The sequence below is a fragment of the Microbacterium sp. genome (assembly GCF_043427715.1).
GTDB lineage: Bacteria > Actinomycetota > Actinomycetes > Actinomycetales > Microbacteriaceae > Microbacterium.
On the sequence record NZ_JBHWTD010000046.1, the window covers coordinates 1 to 16,344 of the forward strand.

Below are 16,344 nucleotides of genomic sequence, written 5' to 3' on the forward strand. Positions count from 1 at the left end.
CATCTCGGCCGACAGCGCCGCGCTGGCCGCCGCCGACGCGGCATCCGGCCGGGAATCGGGCGTGCCGTGCGACCGGGCGGGAGAGCTCGCGCGCGCCGCTGGTGCGGAGCTCGCCTCATGCGCGCTGAGCGGCCTGATCGCGACGGTCGAGGTCGGCGTGCCGTTCGGCGTGTTCACCGCGCGGGCGAAGGCGCGCGCCGGTCCACCTCCTGAGGGCGACTGACATCGTCGGCGCCCGCGGGGGAGACGGCGCGTGTGGTGGGGACCCGCTCCCAGCAGGCTCTTGACATGCCGGTGTGTATGGTGTGCAACGAAGAAAGGACGCCACGTGGCACACGGCAAAAAGCTCGTCATCGTCGAGTCTCCGACGAAGATGCGCTCGATCCAGGGGTACCTGGGTGACGGTTACGAGGTCCTCAGCTCAGTCGGACACATCCGCGATCTCGCGGACAAGAAGGACATCCCGGCGGAGTTGAAGAAGACCTCGGTCGGGAAGTACTCCATCGACATCGAGAACGACTTCACTCCTCTTTATGTGGAGAGCGATCGCGGAAAGAAGACCGTCACCGAGCTCAAGCGCGCCCTGAAGACCGCCGACGAACTCCTCCTCGCCACCGATGAGGACCGCGAAGGCGAGGCCATCGCGTGGCACCTCCTGGAGACCCTCAAGCCGAAGGTCCCCGTCAAGCGGATGGTCTTCCATGAGATCACCAAGGACGCCATCCAGGCCGCCGTTAAGAACACCCGCGAACTCGACCACGCCCTGGTCGATGCGCAGGAGACCCGCCGCATCCTCGACCGCCTGTACGGCTGGGACGTCTCCGACGTCACCCGCCGCAAGGTCGGCCAGGGAACGAGCGCCGGTCGCGTGCAGTCCGCCGCCACCCGCATGGTCGTCGAGCGTGAGCGCGAGCGCATGGCGTTCGTCTCCGCGTCGTACTGGGATGTCGAGTCCACCGCGGTGAAGGACGCCGACTCGTTCGGCATCCGCCTCACCCGGGTCGACGGCGCGCCGCTCGCCCGCGGCACCGACTTCGACGACACCGGCGCGCTGAAGAAGGCCGTTGTGGTCCTCTCCGAAACCGACGCCCGCGAGCTCGCGACCGCCCTCGAGGCGTCCGCCGCGGCATCCGTCGTCGCCGTCGAGGCCAAGCCCGGCACCCGCAGCCCCAAGCCTCCCTTCACCACCTCGACCCTCCAGCAGGAGGCCGGTCGCAAGCTCTCGATGAGCGCCAAGCACGCCATGGGCGTCGCGCAGCGGCTCTACGAGAAGGGCTACATCACCTACATGCGCACCGACTCGACCGCGCTGTCGGCGCAGGCCGTGACGGCTGCGCGCACGCAGGCGGTCGAGCTGTACGGCGACAAGGCGGTGCCCGCCAACCCGCGCAGCTACCGCAACAACGCGAAGAACGCGCAGGAGGCGCACGAGGCGATCCGCCCCTCGGGCGAGCACTTCCGCAAGCCCCAGGATGTGGCATCCGGTCTCGACCGCGACGAGCTGCGCCTGTACGACCTGATCTGGAAGCGCACCGTCGCCAGCCAGATGGCCGACGCGAAGTACGAGACGACGACCGTCACGATCGAGGCGGATGCCGCGGGCAAGACCGCCACGTTCACCGCATCGGGCACGGTGTACACGTTCAAGGGCTTCCTCGATGCGTACGAGGAGGGTCGCGACGAGAAGCGCGGCGACTCCGACAAGGCCGACGACCAGTCGCTCCCGGTGCTCGCCGTCGGCGACGCCCTGCAGCTGCGCGACGTGGAGCCCAAGGGCCACGCCACCAGCCCGAAGCCGCGCTACACCGAGGCGTCGCTCGTGAAGGCGCTCGAGGAGCGCGGCATCGGTCGCCCCTCGACGTTCGCGAGCATCATCGACGTGATCCTCGACCGCGGCTACGTCTCCAAGCGCGGTCAGGCGCTCGTGCCGAGCTGGCTCGCGTTCAGCATCGTGCGGCTGCTCGAGGAGCACTTCGCCGACCTCGTCGACTACGACTTCACCGCCGCGCTCGAAGACGACCTCGACGCGATCGCCCGCGGCGAGCAGAACCGCGCCGCGTGGCTGAAGGAGTTCTACTTCGGATCCGACTCGCACGTGGGCCTGCGCAACATCGTCGACAACCTCGGCGACATCGACGCGCGCGAGATCAACTCCACGAAGATCGGTGACGTCGCGGTGCTCCGCTTCGGCCGGTACGGGCCGTACCTCGAGGTGCCGGGCGAGGACCCGGAGACGCCGCGGCGCATCAACGTGCCCGACGACCTCGCGCCCGACGAGCTCACGCCTGAGAAGGCGCGCGAGCTCATCGACGCGCCCGTGGGCGGCGACCGAGTGCTCGGTCAGAACCCCGAGAACGGGCGGGACATCGTCGTGAAGGACGGCCGCTTCGGCCCGTACCTCGAAGAGGTGCTGCCCGAGGAGGAGGCGCCCGTCGAGGCTGAAAAGCCCAAGCGCGGGGCGAAGAAGGCCGTGGCGCCCAAGCCCAAGCGCGGGTCGCTGTTCAAGAGCATGTCGCCCGAGACGATCGACCTCGAGACGGCGCTGAAGCTGCTGTCGCTGCCGCGCGAGGTGGGAACCGACCCGGAGTCCGGCACCGTCATCACGGCGCAGAACGGTCCGTACGGCCCGTACATCAAGAAGGGCACCGACTCGCGGAGCATCGCGAGCGAGGAGATGATCTTCGACATCACCCTCGAGCAGGCCCTCGAGATCTTCGCGCAGCCGAAGTACGCGAACCGCGCCGCGACCTCCCTCAAGGAGTTCGAGGCCGATCCCGTCAGCGGCAAGCCGATCCGGATCAAGGACGGCCGTTTCGGCGCGTACGTGACCGACGGCACCACGAACGTGACGATCCCGAAGGGGCAGACCCCCGACGACATCACGTTCGAGGTCGCGGTGCAGATGCTGGCCGACAAGCGCGCCAAGGGGCCCGCGCCCAAGCGGACCACACGGCGGACGACGACCACCCGCAAGGCCCCGGCGAAGAAGAAGTGACCCGCGGGCTCTGGGTCACCCTCGAAGGCGGCGACGGGTCGGGCAAGACCACGCAAGCGACCCTGCTGGAGGAGTGGCTCCGTGAGCGGGGCCGGTCCGTCGTGCGCACCCGCGAACCGGGCGGCACCGACGTCGGGGTCCTCATCCGAGACATCGTGCTGCACCACCGCGGCGACATCGCCCCGCGCGCCGAGGCGCTGCTGTACGCGGCCGACCGCGCGCACCACGTCGCGACGCTCGTGCGGCCCGCACTCGAGCGCGGTGAGGTCGTGATCCAGGACCGGTACCTCGACTCGTCGGTGGCCTACCAGGGCGCCGGACGGGTGCTCGACGGCGGCGAGGTCCGCGACCTGTCGCTGTGGGGCACCGAGGGCGCCCTGCCCGATGTCACGGTCCTGCTCGACCTCGATCCGGCGGCCGCGCGCCGCCGCCTCGACGCGGCCGACAAGCCGTTCGACCGGCTCGAGGCCGAGAAGGAGAGCTTCCACCAGCGGGTCCGCGAGGCGTTCCTCGCTCTCGCGGCGGCCGAGCCGGGGCGCTTCCTCGTGGTCGACGCGTCGCGCCCCGTGGCCGAGATCGCTGCGGAGATCCGTGAGCGTGTGGAATCCGCTCTGGCGTGACCGCCAGGTCCGCGACGGCGGAGCCTGCGACGGCGGCCGGTGTCGCGGCCACGCCGTAGGCTGGTCGGCATGACGACCGCCGCCCTCGACGCGCTCCCGTGGGGCGAGGTCTGGGGGCAGGATGAAGCGGTCCGGCAGCTGCAGGCCGCGGCATCCGACCCCGCTCAGCTCGCTCACGCATGGCTCATCACCGGCCCTCCCGGGTCGGGACGCTCGACTCTCGCGTACGCCTTCGCCGCCGCGCTCATCGCGGAGCCCGGCGACCAGAACGCGATGCGCCAGGTGATCGCGCGCACGCACCCCGACGTGACGGCGCTGCGCACGGAGGGCGTGATCATCTCGATCAAAGACGCGCGCGCGCTCGTGGAGCGCTCGTACTTCTCGCCGTCGCTCGGGCGGTATCGCGTCATGATCATGGAAGACGCAGACAGGATGGTCGAGCGCACCAGCAACGTGCTGCTGAAGGCCCTTGAGGAGCCGCCGGAGCAGACCGTCTGGATCCTCTGCGCGCCGAGCGACGCCGACCTGCTGCCCACGATCCGCTCGCGCGTGCGCATCCTGCGCCTGCGCGAGCCGGAGGTCGCCGACGTGGCGCGCCTGATCGTGCAGCGCACCGGCGTGAGCGAGGCGGTTGCGGAGCAGTCCGCACGACTCGCCCAGCGACACATCGGCATGGCGCAGCGACTGGCGACGGATGCCGCGTCGCGCGAGCGCCGCGAACAGACCCTGCGCGGGGTGCTCGCCGTCCGCGGGGTCGGCGACGCCGTCGAGGTCGCCGCCCGCATCGTGCAGCTCGCCACCGAGGACGCCAAAGCCCTCACTGCCGCGCGTGATGAGAGCGAGCGGGAGGCGCTGCTGCGCACCCTCGGCGTGACGCCCGGCGGCGCGGTGCCCCCGGCGGTACGCGGTCAGCTCAGCGCCCTCGAGGACGAGCAGAAGCGACGCGCGACCCGCAGCCTCCGCGACGGCATCGACCGGGTGCTCACCGACCTCGAATCGCTCTACCGCGACACGCTCATGCGTCAGTTCGGGCAGGACGGCGACCTCATCAACCGCGAGTTGGCGGCCGACATCGAGGCCCTCGCGGCCGCGTGGGCGCCGCAGCGCACCCTCACCGTCATCGACGCGATCGCCACGACCCGCGCCAACCTGCAGCAGAACGCGGCACCCGCACTCGCGCTGGAGTCGATGCTCATCACCGTGGCGACCGGACGCACCGCATGAGGTCGTCGCGGCGCCTCGTCGCCGGTGTCACCGCGGCGCTGACCGTGGCCGCCGCGCTCGCGGCGTGCGTGCCGATCGAGCGCCCCTCGCCCGAGCGGACCCCGGTCACCGACGGCGTCCCGAGCGAGCTCCTGCCGTACTACGGGCAGGAGCTGATGTGGGAGGAGTGCGCGGGCGGCGGCGAGGGCGACTTCTTCTGCACGACCGTCTCCGCACCGATCGACTGGGCCGACCCCTCGGCCGGCGACCTCGACCTCGCGATCATCATGCGACTGGCCGACGGCGACAGCCAGGGCGCGCTCCTGGTGAACCCCGGTGGTCCCGGGGCGAGCGGCGTGGACCTCGTCCGCGGATCGGCGAGCTTCGCGGTGGGGGAGACCCTGCTCGGCTCGTACGACGTGGTGGGTTTCGATCCGCGCGGCGTCGGCGAGTCGACGGCGGTGCGGTGCCTGGATGCCGCGGACATGGACGCCTACCTGTTCGACGCCCCGGCGGCCCCCCGCGGCACGCCGGAGTGGGAGTCCGAGCTGACGGACCGCAATGAGCGTTTCGCAGCCGCGTGCGAGGCGAACAGCGGTGACATCCTGCCCCACATCTCCACAGCGAACGCCGCCCGTGACATGGACCTGCTACGCGGGGTGCTCGGCGACGAGCGCCTGCACTACCTCGGGTACTCGTACGGCGCGTTCCTCGGCGCGACGTACGCCGAGCTGTTCCCCGGCCGGGTGGGTCGCGTCGTCCTCGACGGTGGCATCGATCCCTCGGTGCCCGGCAGCGAGGTCGGCGCCCGACAGGCCGTCGGCTTCGAGAACTCGCTCCGTGCCTACGCCGCGTTCTGCCTCGACCAGGAGGACTGCCCGTTCACCGGCACGGTCGACGACGCGATGGGTCAGCTGGCCGAAGCGCTCGCCGTCATCGACGCGGCACCGCCGGCCGCGACCGACGGCCGTGAGATGACCGGTGACGCCATGGTGATGGGGATCATCACCGCCCTGTACAGCGAAGGCAACTGGCCGTACCTGACCGAGGCGATCACGGCCGCCCTCGAGGGCGACGCGGACGTGATGTTCTCCCTCGTTGACATGTACTACAACCGCTCCGACGGTCGCTACCTCGACAACTCGACCGAGGCGTTCTCGGCGTACAACTGCATCGACTACCCGGCTGACCCGGCGGAGCTCGAGGCGGAGTCCGAGGCGCTCGTTGCCGCCGACGCCCCGACGTTGGCGCCCTACTGGTCCGGCGTCGACCTGTGCGCGTCGTGGCCTTATCCGCCGACAGGGACCCGCGGCGAGATCCACGCCGAGGGTGCGCCGCCGATCCTGCTCGTCGGCACGACCGGCGACCCGGCGACGCCGTACGAATGGGCCGCCGCGCTGGCCGAACAGTTGAGCTCCGGCATCCTGCTGACCCGCGTCGGAGAAGGCCACCTCGGCTTCAACAAGGGCAACGACTGCATCGACGGCGCCGTGGAGGCGTACTTCGTGGACGGCACGGTGCCGGACGGCGACATCACCTGCGAGTGACGCCACCGCCGGTGCCGTCGGGTCAGCGGCGCAGGGTGCGCCGCCGGTGCCATCACGTCAGCGGCGCAGGATGCGCCGCGCCAGGCCATTCCCGAAGAACTGCACCAGCTGCACGATCACGATGATGATCAGCACCGCCGCCCAGGTCACCCACGGGTTGAACTGCTTGAAGCCGTAGACGATCGCGAACTCGCCGAGGCCACCCGCCGCCACGGCGCCGGCGATCGCGGTCATGTCAACGAGTGCGACGACGATGAAGGTGTAGCCGAGCACGAGCGGTGCGAGCGCCTCACGCGGCACGAGCCGGAAGAGGACGCGACTGCGACTGGCGCCCGCCGCGCGCGCCGCCTCGATGACGCCCGGCTTCACGGTGAGCAGGTTCTGCTCCACGATGCGGCTGATCGCGAACATCGAGGCGATCGTGATCGCGAAGATGCCGAACTCCGGTCCGATGCCGCGGATGTTCACGCTGCGGGCGAGGGGCTGCACCGCTGCGAGGAGGATCACGAACGGGATCGGGCGGAAGAAGTTGACGAGCACGTTCAGGAAGCCGAACACGAACCGGTTGGGGAACAGGCTGCCCGCGCGGGTGGCGTACAGCGCCAGCCCGATCAGGAGCCCCGCGATCCCGCCCAGGACGAGGGAGAACGAGACGATGTAGAGGGTCTCGGCGGTGGCTTCCCACAGGTCGGGAAGCAGGTCGATGAGCCTATCCACGAACGTCCTCCTCGATCAGTGCTGCGTGCGTACCGGCATCGGCGATCGCCGCGTCCACGGCATCCGCGTCTCCGGACACGGACAGCGTCAGGTGTCCGAAGACCCGTCCGCCGATGTCGTTGATGCCGCCGTGGATGAGTTCGAAGCGCACGCCGTGGCGAGCGAGGGCGGCGAACACGTCCGCCTGCGTGACGTCGCCGTCGCGCACGGTGAAAGTGACCACGCGACCGGGGTGCCGTTGACGGAGCGCCGAGAGCTTCTCGCCGCTCGGCACCTCGTCGATGATGCTCGACACGAACCGGCGCGTGGCGGCGTGCCGCGGGGTGGAGAGGATGTCGAACACGGCGCCGTCCTCGATGACGCGACCGTTCTCCATCACGACGATGCGGTCGGCGATCGTGCGGACGACCTCCATCTCGTGGGTGATGACGAGGATGGTGATCCCGAGCTCTGCGTTGACGCGCTTCAGGAGGCCGAGCACTTCGTGGGTCGTCTCGGGGTCGAGGGCGCTGGTCGCCTCGTCGGCGAGGAGGATGCGCGGGTCGGTCGCGAGGGCGCGGGCGATCCCGACCCGCTGCTTCTGACCACCTGAGAGCTGCTCGGGGTAGTTCTTCGCCTTGTCGGCGAGGCCGACGAACTCCAGGAGCTCGGCGACACGGGTGCGGATCTCCGCGCGTGGCCGCCCCGCCACCTCGAGCGGGTACGCGACGTTGCCCGCGACGGTGCGCGAGTCGAAGAGGTTGAACTGCTGGAAGATCATGCCGATGTCGCCGCGGAGCGCTCGCAGGTCGCGCTCGCCGAGGCGGGTGATGTCGCGCCCGTCGATCTCGACCGTTCCCGATGTGGGCTTTTCGAGGGCGTTGACCAGGCGCAGCACCGTCGACTTGCCGGCGCCGGAGTACCCGATGATGCCGGTGATGCTGCCGGCGGGGATCTCCAGGCTGACGTCGTCGACGGCGACCACGGGCGCGGCATCCTTCCCGGTCGGAGGGAAGGACTTGGTGACGCCGGTGAGGCGGATGAAGGTCATGAGCGGCTCCTCGAGCACATGCCGATGCGGCCCGCTCTCAGGGAGCGAGCCGCATCGGGACGGGACTTACTGGTTCGCGGCGATGTCTTCCTGCACGTCTTCGAGCGAAGCGACGAGGTCGGCGGCCGGCGTGGTGACGAACTCGGCGGTGCCGCCCGAGGCCTCCTGGACGCCGTCGAGGACGTCCTGGGAGTTCTGGTAGATCTCGACGAGCTTCTGGTACGTCTCGTTGTCGGCATCCTCGGCACGCGCGGCGAAGATGTTGACGTAGGGCAGGGCGTTGGGGTCGCTGGGGTCGTCGGTGGCGATCGCGTCCTCGGGCGTGAGGCCCGCGTCCTCGAGGAAGTCGTTGTTCACGATGGATGCCGCGACGTCGGGGAGCGAGGTGGCGGTGAAGGCCGCGTCGAGGGCTTCGACCTTGACCTTCGAGCTGTCGAGGACGTCGGCGACGGTCGAGAAGATCGATCCCCCGTCCTTCAGCTCCACGAGGCCGGCCGACTGCAGGACGAGGAGGCCGCGGGCCTGGTTGGACTCGTCGTTGGGGACGGCGACGGTCTCGCCCTCGGGGATGTCCTCGACGGAGTCGTACTGCGTCGAGTACAGGCCGAGTGGGTAGATCGCGGTCGCACCGATCGGCACGAGGTCCTCGCCGGACTGCTCGTTGTAGGTGGCGAGGTAGATGACGTGCTGGAACTGGTTGAGGTCGAGCTCGCCCGCCGAGAGCGCCGGGTTGGGCTGCGTGTACTCGGTGAAGTCGACCAGCTCGATCTCGATGCCCTCCGCGGCGGCAGCCTCGGTGTAGGTCTCCCAGTACGGGTCTCCGGCGCCCACGACGCCGATGCGCACGGGGCCCTCGTTCTGGCCGGCGTCGCCCGATCCGGCGGAGTCGTCGGATCCGGTCGCGCAGCCGCCGAGCAGCAGGGCGAGGGGGAGGGCCAGCGCGATGGCGGCCAGGGACTTCTTGGGCATGGTGCTCTCCTTGATGGAACGAAGACATCGCAAGCGCAGAACGCGCCGAGCACGAGCGACCCGCGCTCGCCTCATCGCGGTGCCTCCACCACGGTATGCAGGGGCGGCTCAGAATCGGATCCGAGACGTAACAAGCCGACACCCGGAGGGCGAGGGAGGGGCCGGGGACGGTTCGCGGCATCCTCTTCGACCCTGTAGGATCGATGATCGTGCAACGCGCAAGCGAAGCGCGCCACCTTAGCTCAGACGGCAGAGCGATTCACTCGTAATGAATAGGTCAAGGGTTCGATTCCCTTAGGTGGCTCCATTTCTCCCTGAGACCGGCTCGATCGCCGGAACGGCGTCGAACAGAGGATGCTCAGGTGACCAACGCTCTGGACGCCGTGCTGGAGATCTTCTCCTGGGTCGGCTTCGGTGTCGCGGTGGTGTTCGGCCTCGTCGCCGTCATCGTGTGGGCGGTCGACGGCAGCTGGCTGCCGGCGGAGGCGTACCTCGACGAGGACGGCGTCACCGCTAGGTGGATCGACGTCGACGGTGAGGTGAACGCGGCGGTGCTCTCCGCCGCGGACGCTGCCGCACTGGGCGGCGTCGACCGGGCGTCGATCTTTTACCGACACGGGTGGTGCGGCCGCGTACGGCTCACCCCTCGGCCCCCCGTGCTCAAGCTGCTGTGGGGAATGGCGATCGGGGGAGCAGGGGTCGGGATCCTCTCCGTGATCGGCTCGATCGCGGCGATCTTCCTCCGAGGCTGATCTCTCGGAAATCTCCTCGCTCAATTTTGCTAAAAAAGCATATTACTAGCTATTCTAGCTATATGACATCTCGGTCTCCCTCGCGCTGGCTGCGCATCGCGCTGCCTCTGGTTCTCGTCGTCATCTGGCTCGCGGGAGGGGCGATCGGCGGCCCGTACTTCGGCAAGGTCGAAGAGGTATCCAGCAACGACCAGTCCTCGTTCCTGCCGCAGAGTGCGGAGTCGACGCAGGTGCAGGGGCGCCTCGACGACTTCACCGGCGGCGACGCGATCCCCGCACTCGTCGTCTTCGACGCGGGAGGCGAGCTCGACCGCGATCAGCTCGGCGAGGTGCAGGCCGTGGCCGACGCCGTCGCCGAGGTCGAGGGTGTGAGCGAGGTCTCTCCCGCCATCCCCTCCGTGGACGGCGAGGCAGCCCAGGTCGTCGTCTCGATCGACACGTCGGGGGACGTCACTGAGATCGTCGGGGAGATCCGCGAGACCGTCGCGGCCGAGAGCCCGAGCGGCATCGACGCCTGGGTCACGGGGCCCGCTGGCTTCACCGCAGATCTGGCCGCCGGCTTCACCGGCATCGACGGACTGCTGCTGCTGGTCGCCCTCGGCGCCGTCTTCATCATCCTCATCGTCGTCTACCGGTCACCTCTGCTGCCGCTCCTGGTGCTGATGACCTCCGTGTTCGCGCTGTGCGTGGCGCTGTTGACGGTGTGGTGGCTGGCGAAGGCCGAGATCTTCGTTCTGAACGGTCAGGTGCAGGGCATCCTGTTCATCCTCGTGATCGGTGCCGCCACCGACTACGCCCTCCTCTACGTCGCCCGCTTCCGCGAGGCGATCGGGGAGGGGAAGCAGAGATGGGATGCCGTGGTCGCGGCGTGGAAGGGATCGGTCGAGCCGATCCTGGCATCGGGCGGCACGGTCATCGCGGGTCTGCTCTGCCTCCTGCTGAGCGACCTCGCCAGCAACCGCGCGCTCGGCCCCATCGCCTCGATCGGCATCGTCTTCGCGATCCTCTCGTCGCTGACGTTCCTGCCGGCACTGCTCGCCCTCACCGGGCGCGCAGCGTTCTGGCCCTTCATCCCCAAGGCCGGCGCGACCGACCTCCCCGTTGACCTCACGCAGCCCGTCAAGGGCGGCTGGGCGCGGCTCGCCCGCCTGATCGCGAAGCGCGCCCGCCTGGTCTGGATCCTCTCCACGGTCGTGCTCCTGGTCGCCGCCGTCGGCGTCACACAGCTGAAGGCCGAGGGCGTGCCCGCAAGCGAGCTCGTGCTCGCAGAGTCGGAGGCGCGTGACGGTCAGGCGGTGCTCGGCGAGCACTTCCCGGCCGGTTCGGGCAGCCCGCTCTACGTCATCGCCTCTGAGGACGGCATCGCCGACGCGCTCGGCGTGCTCGAGGACGAGAGCGGTGTCGACTCGGTCGCCGTGCTCTCCGCGGATTCCGCGACCGGTCAGGTCGGCGTCGCGCTCGACGGTGACGAGGTCGTCTACACCGTGCAGGGCCCCCCGGGAACGGAGGCGCCCGCGCCGACCGTCGACGACGGTGACGTCATGCTCGTGGCGACGCTCGCCGACGCGGCCGATTCGCTGGAGGCCGAGCAGACCGTGCGGGATGTCCGCGGCGCCTATGCCGACGCGGACGTCGACGCGATCGTCGGTGGCACCACAGCGATCGACCTCGACACCAACGACACCTCGATCCGCGACCGCACCGTCATCATCCCGGTGATCCTCGTGGTCATCCTGCTGATCCTGATGCTGCTGCTGCGCTCGGTCCTCGCGCCGGTGCTCCTGATCCTCAGCGTCGTGGTCTCGTTCGCCGCCGCCCTCGGCGTCAGCGCCCTGATCTTCAACGGGGTCTTCGACTTCCCGGGCGCCGACCCCTCGGTGCCGCTGTACGGGTTCGTGTTCCTCGTCGCGCTCGGCGTCGACTACAACATCTTCCTGATGTCACGTGTGCGGGAGGAGTCGCTTGTGCACGGCACGCGTCGCGGCATCCTCCGCGGACTCGTGTCGACCGGCGGCGTCATCACCTCAGCGGGTCTCGTGCTCGCGGCGACGTTCGCGGCGCTCGGCGTCATCCAGATCCTCTTCCTGGTGCAGCTGGCGTTCATCGTGGCGTTCGGCGTGCTGCTCGACACGTTCCTCGTGCGGTCGCTCCTGGTGCCGGCGCTCGGGTATGACATCGGCAAGGCGATCTGGTGGCCCTCGAAGCTCTCGCGCTTCGAGCCGGAAGAGACCGATGCCACGACTATGAGCAGAGCGGAATACCGTCGTACTCTCGACGCATGAGCCGAGCGCTGTTCATCGTCGATGTGCAGAACGATTTCACCGAGGGCGGTGCCCTGGGTGTGGACGGCGGTGACGCGGTCGCGGAGGGGATCAGCTCCTTCGTGGCAGCGCACGCCGCCGACTACACGCTGATCATCGCGTCGCGTGACTGGCACGACGGCGATGGCCACAACGGCGGACACTTCGCCGCGCAGCCCGACTTCGTGGACTCGTGGCCGGTGCACTGCGTCGCCGGCACCACTGGCGCCGAGTACGACCCGGGCCTGGACACCTCGGCCGTGACCCACCACGTCAAGAAGGGGCAGGGCATTCCGGCGTACTCCCTCTTCGAGGGCGTGACGGATGCCGGTGAGACGGTCGGCGACCTACTCACCGCACACGGCGTCACCGATGTCGACGTCACCGGCATCGCCACGGACTACTGCGTTCGGGCGTCCGCGCTCGACGCGATCGAGCACGGTCGCCGCGTGCGCGTGCTGACCGATCTGATCGCCGGGGTCGCCCCCGCCTCCAGCGAGGCGGCCTTGGCCGAACTCGCCCATGCGGGTGCCGAGCTCGTCGAGGGCCGCTCCGAGGGCGCTCGGTGAGCCGCGGCGCGCCCGCCGGCTGGTATGCCGATCCGGGCGAGCCGGGGCAGCTGCGCTGGTGGGACGGCGCAGCCTGGGCGCCCGACACCGTGGCCCCGGCGGGGGCGGCCGGTGCGGAGGGGGACGCGCGCGACGAGGTGATCGACGAGGAGGTCGGCGAGTCCGCGCCCGGTGAGTCCGCGGCCGCACCTGATGAGGACGACGTCGCCGAGCCGGTGGCGGGTGGCTCGCCGGATCGGGAGAGTGCCGACTCCGCGACGCGGAACGAGATGACTCCGGATGCCGCGTCTCCCGCAGCCATGCCTCCCGCTGTCACGGCTCCCGCCGCGGCACCTCCCGCCGCACCGTCTCCGGCGGCCGCGTCTCCGGCCGCCGCCGCTCCCGCTCAGCATCCGACTCCGACCGCCGACGCGCCCGCACGGCAGCCCTCGCCCGGAACGGTGTGGGTCTGGCTGTCGATCGTCTTCTCGATCCTGCCGTTCTGCTCCGCGCTGGTGATCGATGCCGTCACCGTCTCTCGGGTCATCGGCGTGCTCCTGCTTCCGGACGGGTTTGATCCCGGTCCCGGCGGCTGGGTGGTCGCGGGGCTCTTGCTGCTCACCTGGGTCAACGGGCTCTTCCTCGCGGCATCCGTCCTCTTCGCCTGGCTCGACGTGCGTGCTCTCCGCCGGCGGGGGATCGAGCGCCCGTTCGCATGGGGATGGTCGCTGCTGGTGTTCGTCGCTACCCTCGGCGTCTACGTCGTGGGTCGGACGATCGTCGTGCGGCGGCGGACCGGCCGGGGAACCGCTCCGCTGTGGGGGTGGATGATCCTCCTGATCGTCGGCCTCAGCGCCCTCGCGCTGTGGCTCGCGGTCTTCGTCGACACGCTCTGGGCGATGGTCGCGACCGTCTCCTGACACGCGAGGCGAGTTCGCTGTCCACCGGGGCCTTGGCGCCGGAGCGGCTCCGCGGTGCGGGGATGCGCGGCACCCGGATCCCGTAAAGTCGGGCGGGTGCGACGATCTGCTGACAGCGCTCTGCGAGCTGATCGCGACCGCTACCGGATCGAACCGACCGTGCTGCAGGCGCTCCGCAGCCCCCGGCTGCTCACCCGTGAAGTGCTCGCCGGCCTGGTCGTCGCGATCGCGCTGATCCCCGAGGCGATCGCGTTCTCGATCATCGCCGGGGTGGATCCGAGGCTGGGCCTGTTCGCGTCTTTCGTGATGGCGGTCGCGATCTCCTTCCTCGGCGGCCGGCCCGCCATGATCACCGCCGCCACCGGCGCCGTCGCGCTCGTGATCGCGCCCGTCGCCCGCGAGTACGGGATCGACTACTTCATCGCGACCGTGATCCTCGCCGGCATCCTGCAGGTGCTGTTCGCCGTGCTCGGCGTGGCGAAGCTCATGCGGTTCATTCCGCGCAGCGTCATGGTCGGCTTCGTGAACGCGCTCGCGATCCTCGTCTTCATCGCGCAGATCCCGCACCTGATCGGCGTGCCGTGGGCGGTGTACCCGCTGACGGCGATGGGCCTGCTGATCCTCTTCCTGCTGCCTCGGGTGACCAAGGCCGTGCCGGCACCGCTCGTGACGATCGTCCTCATCACGCTGGCGGCGGTCGTCTTCAACCTGGCGGTGCCGACCGTGGGCGACCAGGGTGAGCTGCCCCAGAGCCTGCCGTCCCTGTTCATCCCCGACGTGCCCTGGACGGGGGAGACCCTCGCGATCATCGCGCCGTACGCGTTCGCGATGGCGATCGTCGGGCTGCTCGAATCGCTCATGACTGCCAAGCTCGTCGACGACATCACCGACACCCACTCCCGGAAGACGCGCGAGGCATGGGGACAGGGCGTCGCGAACATGCTCTCGGGCTTCCTCGGCGGCATGGGCGGCTGCGCCATGATCGGCCAGACGATGATCAACGTGAAGGCGTCGGGCGCCCGCACGCGCATCTCCACGTTCTGCGCCGGCGTCTTCCTGCTCGTTCTCGTGCTCGTGTTCGGCGACGTCGTCGCGATCATCCCGATGGCGGCGCTGGTAGCCGTCATGATCGTCGTGTGCATCGCTACCTTCGACTGGCACAGCATCCGTCCCTCCACCCTGCGACGGATGCCGCGCAGCGAGACCGTGGTCATGCTCGCAACCGTCGTGGCCACCGTGTGGAGCCACAATCTCGCCGTCGGCGTCGGGGTGGGCGTCGTCGCGGCGACGGTGCTGTTCGCCCGCCGGGTCGCGCACTTCACGACCGTGACCCGCCGGGTCGAGGGTGGCAAGGTGCACTACGCGGTCGACGGTGCGCTGTTCTTCGCATCGAGCAACGACCTGACGACGCAGTTCGAGTACACCCGCGATCCGGAGGAGGTCGTCATCGACCTGTCCCGCTCGCACGTGTGGGATGCCTCGTCCGTGGCGGCGCTCGATGCCATCGAGGCCAAGTACGCCCAGCTCGGCCGGCGGGTCACCTTCACAGGGATGAACGACGCGACGACCGGCTTCCACGGGCGGCTGTCGGGCGGTCTGGGCGGGGCCTGAGCCGCGGAAGCGTCGCATCGCTCGGGCGGGTTGTCAACCGCCCTGGGTGTCCGCCGCGATGACGGGAGACTCTTCTCTCCGAGCAACACGCATCCCGCGCCCACGAGCACTGCGGGTGCGAGACAGGAGAGGACACCATGGCACGCGACCAGTACACGTTCACGAATCCCGTCGAGCTGTACGCCGAGATCACGCCGAAGAAGGGGCATCAGCCCGAGCCCGGCCTCGACGCCGACCTCGACCCGAAGGCGGACCTCGGCGAGGACACCTACCGCGGCACCGGCCGGCTGAAGGGCCGGAAGGCGCTCATCACCGGAGCAGACTCCGGCATCGGCGCGGCGACCGCCATCGCGTTCGCCCGCGAGGGGGCGGATGTCGCGCTGTCCTACCTGCCTGCGGAAGAGGAGGATGCCGCGCGCATCGCCGGCATCATCGAGGAGGCCGGGGTGACGGCGCTGCGCCTGCCGGGAGACCTGCGCAGCAAGGATTACTGCCGCGACCTGGTGGCGAAGACGGTCGAAGGGCTCGGCGGTCTCGACATCCTCGTGAACAACGGCGGTAAGCAGGTGTACAGCGAGGACATCACGACCCTCGACGACGACCAGTTCGACGACACCTTCACCACGAACGTGGACGCAATGTTCTGGATCACGAAGGCCGCCGTACCGCATCTGGTGCCCGGCTCGACGATCATCAACACCACGTCGATCCAGGCGTACTCACCGTCGGAGTTCCTGGTCGACTACGCATCGACGAAGGCCACCATCAACGCCTTCACGAAGGCGCTCGCGCAGCAGCTCGCGCCGAAGGGCATCCGGGTGAACGCGGTCGCGCCGGGGCCGATCTGGACACCGCTGCAGGTCACGGACGGTCAGCCGCCGGAGAAGCTCGAGGAGTTCGGCGAGGACACCCCGCTCGGTCGGATGGGCCAGCCCGCCGAGCTCGCCCCGGCGTACGTGTTCCTGGCCTCTCCGGAGTCGAGCTTCGTGATCGGTGAGACCCTGAACGTCAACGGCGGCAAGCCGACGCCCTGACCCGGCGTGGCCGGTCGGTGACGGCGAGGAGCGGGGCCGACCGGCCGGCCGCGGGGGCGTCCGCCGACGTCGGGTGTGGCCGCCGGCCCGCGGGAGTT

Annotated in this window: 13 protein-coding genes, 1 tRNA gene and 1 pseudogene; 12 read left to right on the top strand and 3 right to left on the bottom strand. The window is 69.7% G+C overall.

Annotated features, from left to right (window positions below; translation table 11 throughout):
• From ACHFGS_RS05025 to ACHFGS_RS05045, 5 genes and pseudogenes are all read left to right on the top strand, one after another.
• Window positions 1–223 (top strand): annotated as a pseudogene (locus tag ACHFGS_RS05025) (helicase); the annotation flags it as partial.
• 105 nt (window positions 224–328) lie between these two features.
• On the top strand, window positions 329–2,995 hold the full coding sequence (gene topA / locus ACHFGS_RS05030) for a type I DNA topoisomerase (RefSeq protein WP_394279226.1): 2,667 nt from the start codon (window positions 329–331) through the stop codon (window positions 2,993–2,995).
• Window positions 2,992–3,615, top strand: a complete 624-nt coding sequence (gene tmk, locus ACHFGS_RS05035) for a dTMP kinase (protein WP_394289241.1) — start codon at window positions 2,992–2,994, stop codon at window positions 3,613–3,615. The genes topA and tmk overlap by 4 nt, the downstream gene beginning before the upstream one ends.
• 69 nt (window positions 3,616–3,684) lie before the next feature.
• Complete coding sequence (locus ACHFGS_RS05040; RefSeq protein WP_394278763.1) at window positions 3,685–4,839, top strand: DNA polymerase III subunit delta'; 1,155 nt, start codon at window positions 3,685–3,687, stop codon at window positions 4,837–4,839.
• Window positions 4,836–6,365: an alpha/beta hydrolase gene (locus tag ACHFGS_RS05045; protein WP_394278764.1), complete on the top strand. Its 1,530-nt coding sequence runs from the start codon at window positions 4,836–4,838 to the stop codon at window positions 6,363–6,365. Before ACHFGS_RS05040 ends, ACHFGS_RS05045 begins: the two co-directional genes overlap by 4 nt.
• A gap of 57 nt (window positions 6,366–6,422) precedes the next feature.
• On the opposite strand, the gene ACHFGS_RS05050 is transcribed toward ACHFGS_RS05045, so the two are convergent.
• The 3 genes from ACHFGS_RS05050 to ACHFGS_RS05060 all read right to left on the bottom strand — a co-directional run bounded on the left by ACHFGS_RS05050 (window position 6,423) and on the right by ACHFGS_RS05060 (window position 9,081).
• Window positions 6,423–7,082, bottom strand: a complete 660-nt coding sequence (locus tag ACHFGS_RS05050) for an ABC transporter permease subunit (protein ID WP_184218975.1) — start codon at window positions 7,080–7,082, stop codon at window positions 6,423–6,425.
• The gene (locus ACHFGS_RS05055) at window positions 7,075–8,112 is read right to left on the bottom strand and encodes a methionine ABC transporter ATP-binding protein (protein ID WP_394278765.1); all 1,038 of its coding nucleotides are present in this window, start codon (window positions 8,110–8,112) and stop codon (window positions 7,075–7,077) included. Before ACHFGS_RS05055 ends, ACHFGS_RS05050 begins: the two co-directional genes overlap by 8 nt.
• Window positions 8,113–8,178: 66 nt before the next feature.
• A complete protein-coding gene (locus tag ACHFGS_RS05060; RefSeq protein ID WP_394278766.1) occupies window positions 8,179–9,081 on the bottom strand; it encodes a MetQ/NlpA family ABC transporter substrate-binding protein in 903 nt (300 codons plus the stop codon).
• Window positions 9,082–9,312: 231 nt separating this feature from the next.
• On the opposite strand from ACHFGS_RS05060, the gene ACHFGS_RS05065 reads away from it, so the two are divergent.
• The 7 genes from ACHFGS_RS05065 (at window position 9,313) to ACHFGS_RS05095 (ending at window position 16,246) form a co-directional block, all read left to right on the top strand.
• A tRNA-Thr gene (locus ACHFGS_RS05065) sits at window positions 9,313–9,388 on the top strand.
• A gap of 55 nt (window positions 9,389–9,443) precedes the next feature.
• Entirely contained in the window at window positions 9,444–9,833 is a 390-nt protein-coding gene (locus ACHFGS_RS05070; protein ID WP_394278767.1) for a hypothetical protein, read from the top strand.
• A gap of 62 nt (window positions 9,834–9,895) precedes the next feature.
• Complete coding sequence (locus ACHFGS_RS05075) at window positions 9,896–12,115, top strand: MMPL family transporter (RefSeq protein WP_394278768.1); 2,220 nt, start codon at window positions 9,896–9,898, stop codon at window positions 12,113–12,115.
• Window positions 12,112–12,702 carry an isochorismatase family protein gene (locus ACHFGS_RS05080; protein WP_394278769.1) on the top strand — a complete coding sequence of 197 codons (591 nt, stop codon included), beginning with the start codon at window positions 12,112–12,114 and terminating at the stop codon, window positions 12,700–12,702. The genes ACHFGS_RS05075 and ACHFGS_RS05080 overlap by 4 nt, the downstream gene beginning before the upstream one ends.
• Window positions 12,699–13,601, top strand: coding sequence for a DUF2510 domain-containing protein (locus tag ACHFGS_RS05085; RefSeq protein WP_394278770.1), 903 nt, complete (start codon window positions 12,699–12,701; stop codon window positions 13,599–13,601). Before ACHFGS_RS05080 ends, ACHFGS_RS05085 begins: the two co-directional genes overlap by 4 nt.
• Window positions 13,602–13,697: 96 nt before the next feature.
• A complete protein-coding gene (locus ACHFGS_RS05090) occupies window positions 13,698–15,212 on the top strand; it encodes a SulP family inorganic anion transporter (RefSeq protein ID WP_394289242.1) in 1,515 nt (504 codons plus the stop codon).
• A gap of 137 nt (window positions 15,213–15,349) precedes the next feature.
• Window positions 15,350–16,246 carry an SDR family oxidoreductase gene (locus ACHFGS_RS05095; RefSeq protein ID WP_394289243.1) on the top strand — a complete coding sequence of 299 codons (897 nt, stop codon included), beginning with the start codon at window positions 15,350–15,352 and terminating at the stop codon, window positions 16,244–16,246.
• Window positions 16,247–16,344 lie beyond the last annotated feature (98 nt).

Coding starts and splice junctions, on each gene's coding strand:
- ACHFGS_RS05040 (WP_394278763.1), top strand. CDS start 3,685: ATGACGACCGCCGCCCTCGACGCGCTCCCGTGGGGCGAGGTCTGGGGG.
- ACHFGS_RS05045 (WP_394278764.1), top strand. CDS start 4,836: ATGAGGTCGTCGCGGCGCCTCGTCGCCGGTGTCACCGCGGCGCTGACC.
- ACHFGS_RS05055 (WP_394278765.1), bottom strand. CDS start 8,112: ATGACCTTCATCCGCCTCACCGGCGTCACCAAGTCCTTCCCTCCGACC.
- ACHFGS_RS05060 (WP_394278766.1), bottom strand. CDS start 9,081: ATGCCCAAGAAGTCCCTGGCCGCCATCGCGCTGGCCCTCCCCCTCGCC.
- ACHFGS_RS05075 (WP_394278768.1), top strand. CDS start 9,896: ATGACATCTCGGTCTCCCTCGCGCTGGCTGCGCATCGCGCTGCCTCTG.
- ACHFGS_RS05080 (WP_394278769.1), top strand. CDS start 12,112: ATGAGCCGAGCGCTGTTCATCGTCGATGTGCAGAACGATTTCACCGAG.
- ACHFGS_RS05095 (WP_394289243.1), top strand. CDS start 15,350: ATGGCACGCGACCAGTACACGTTCACGAATCCCGTCGAGCTGTACGCC.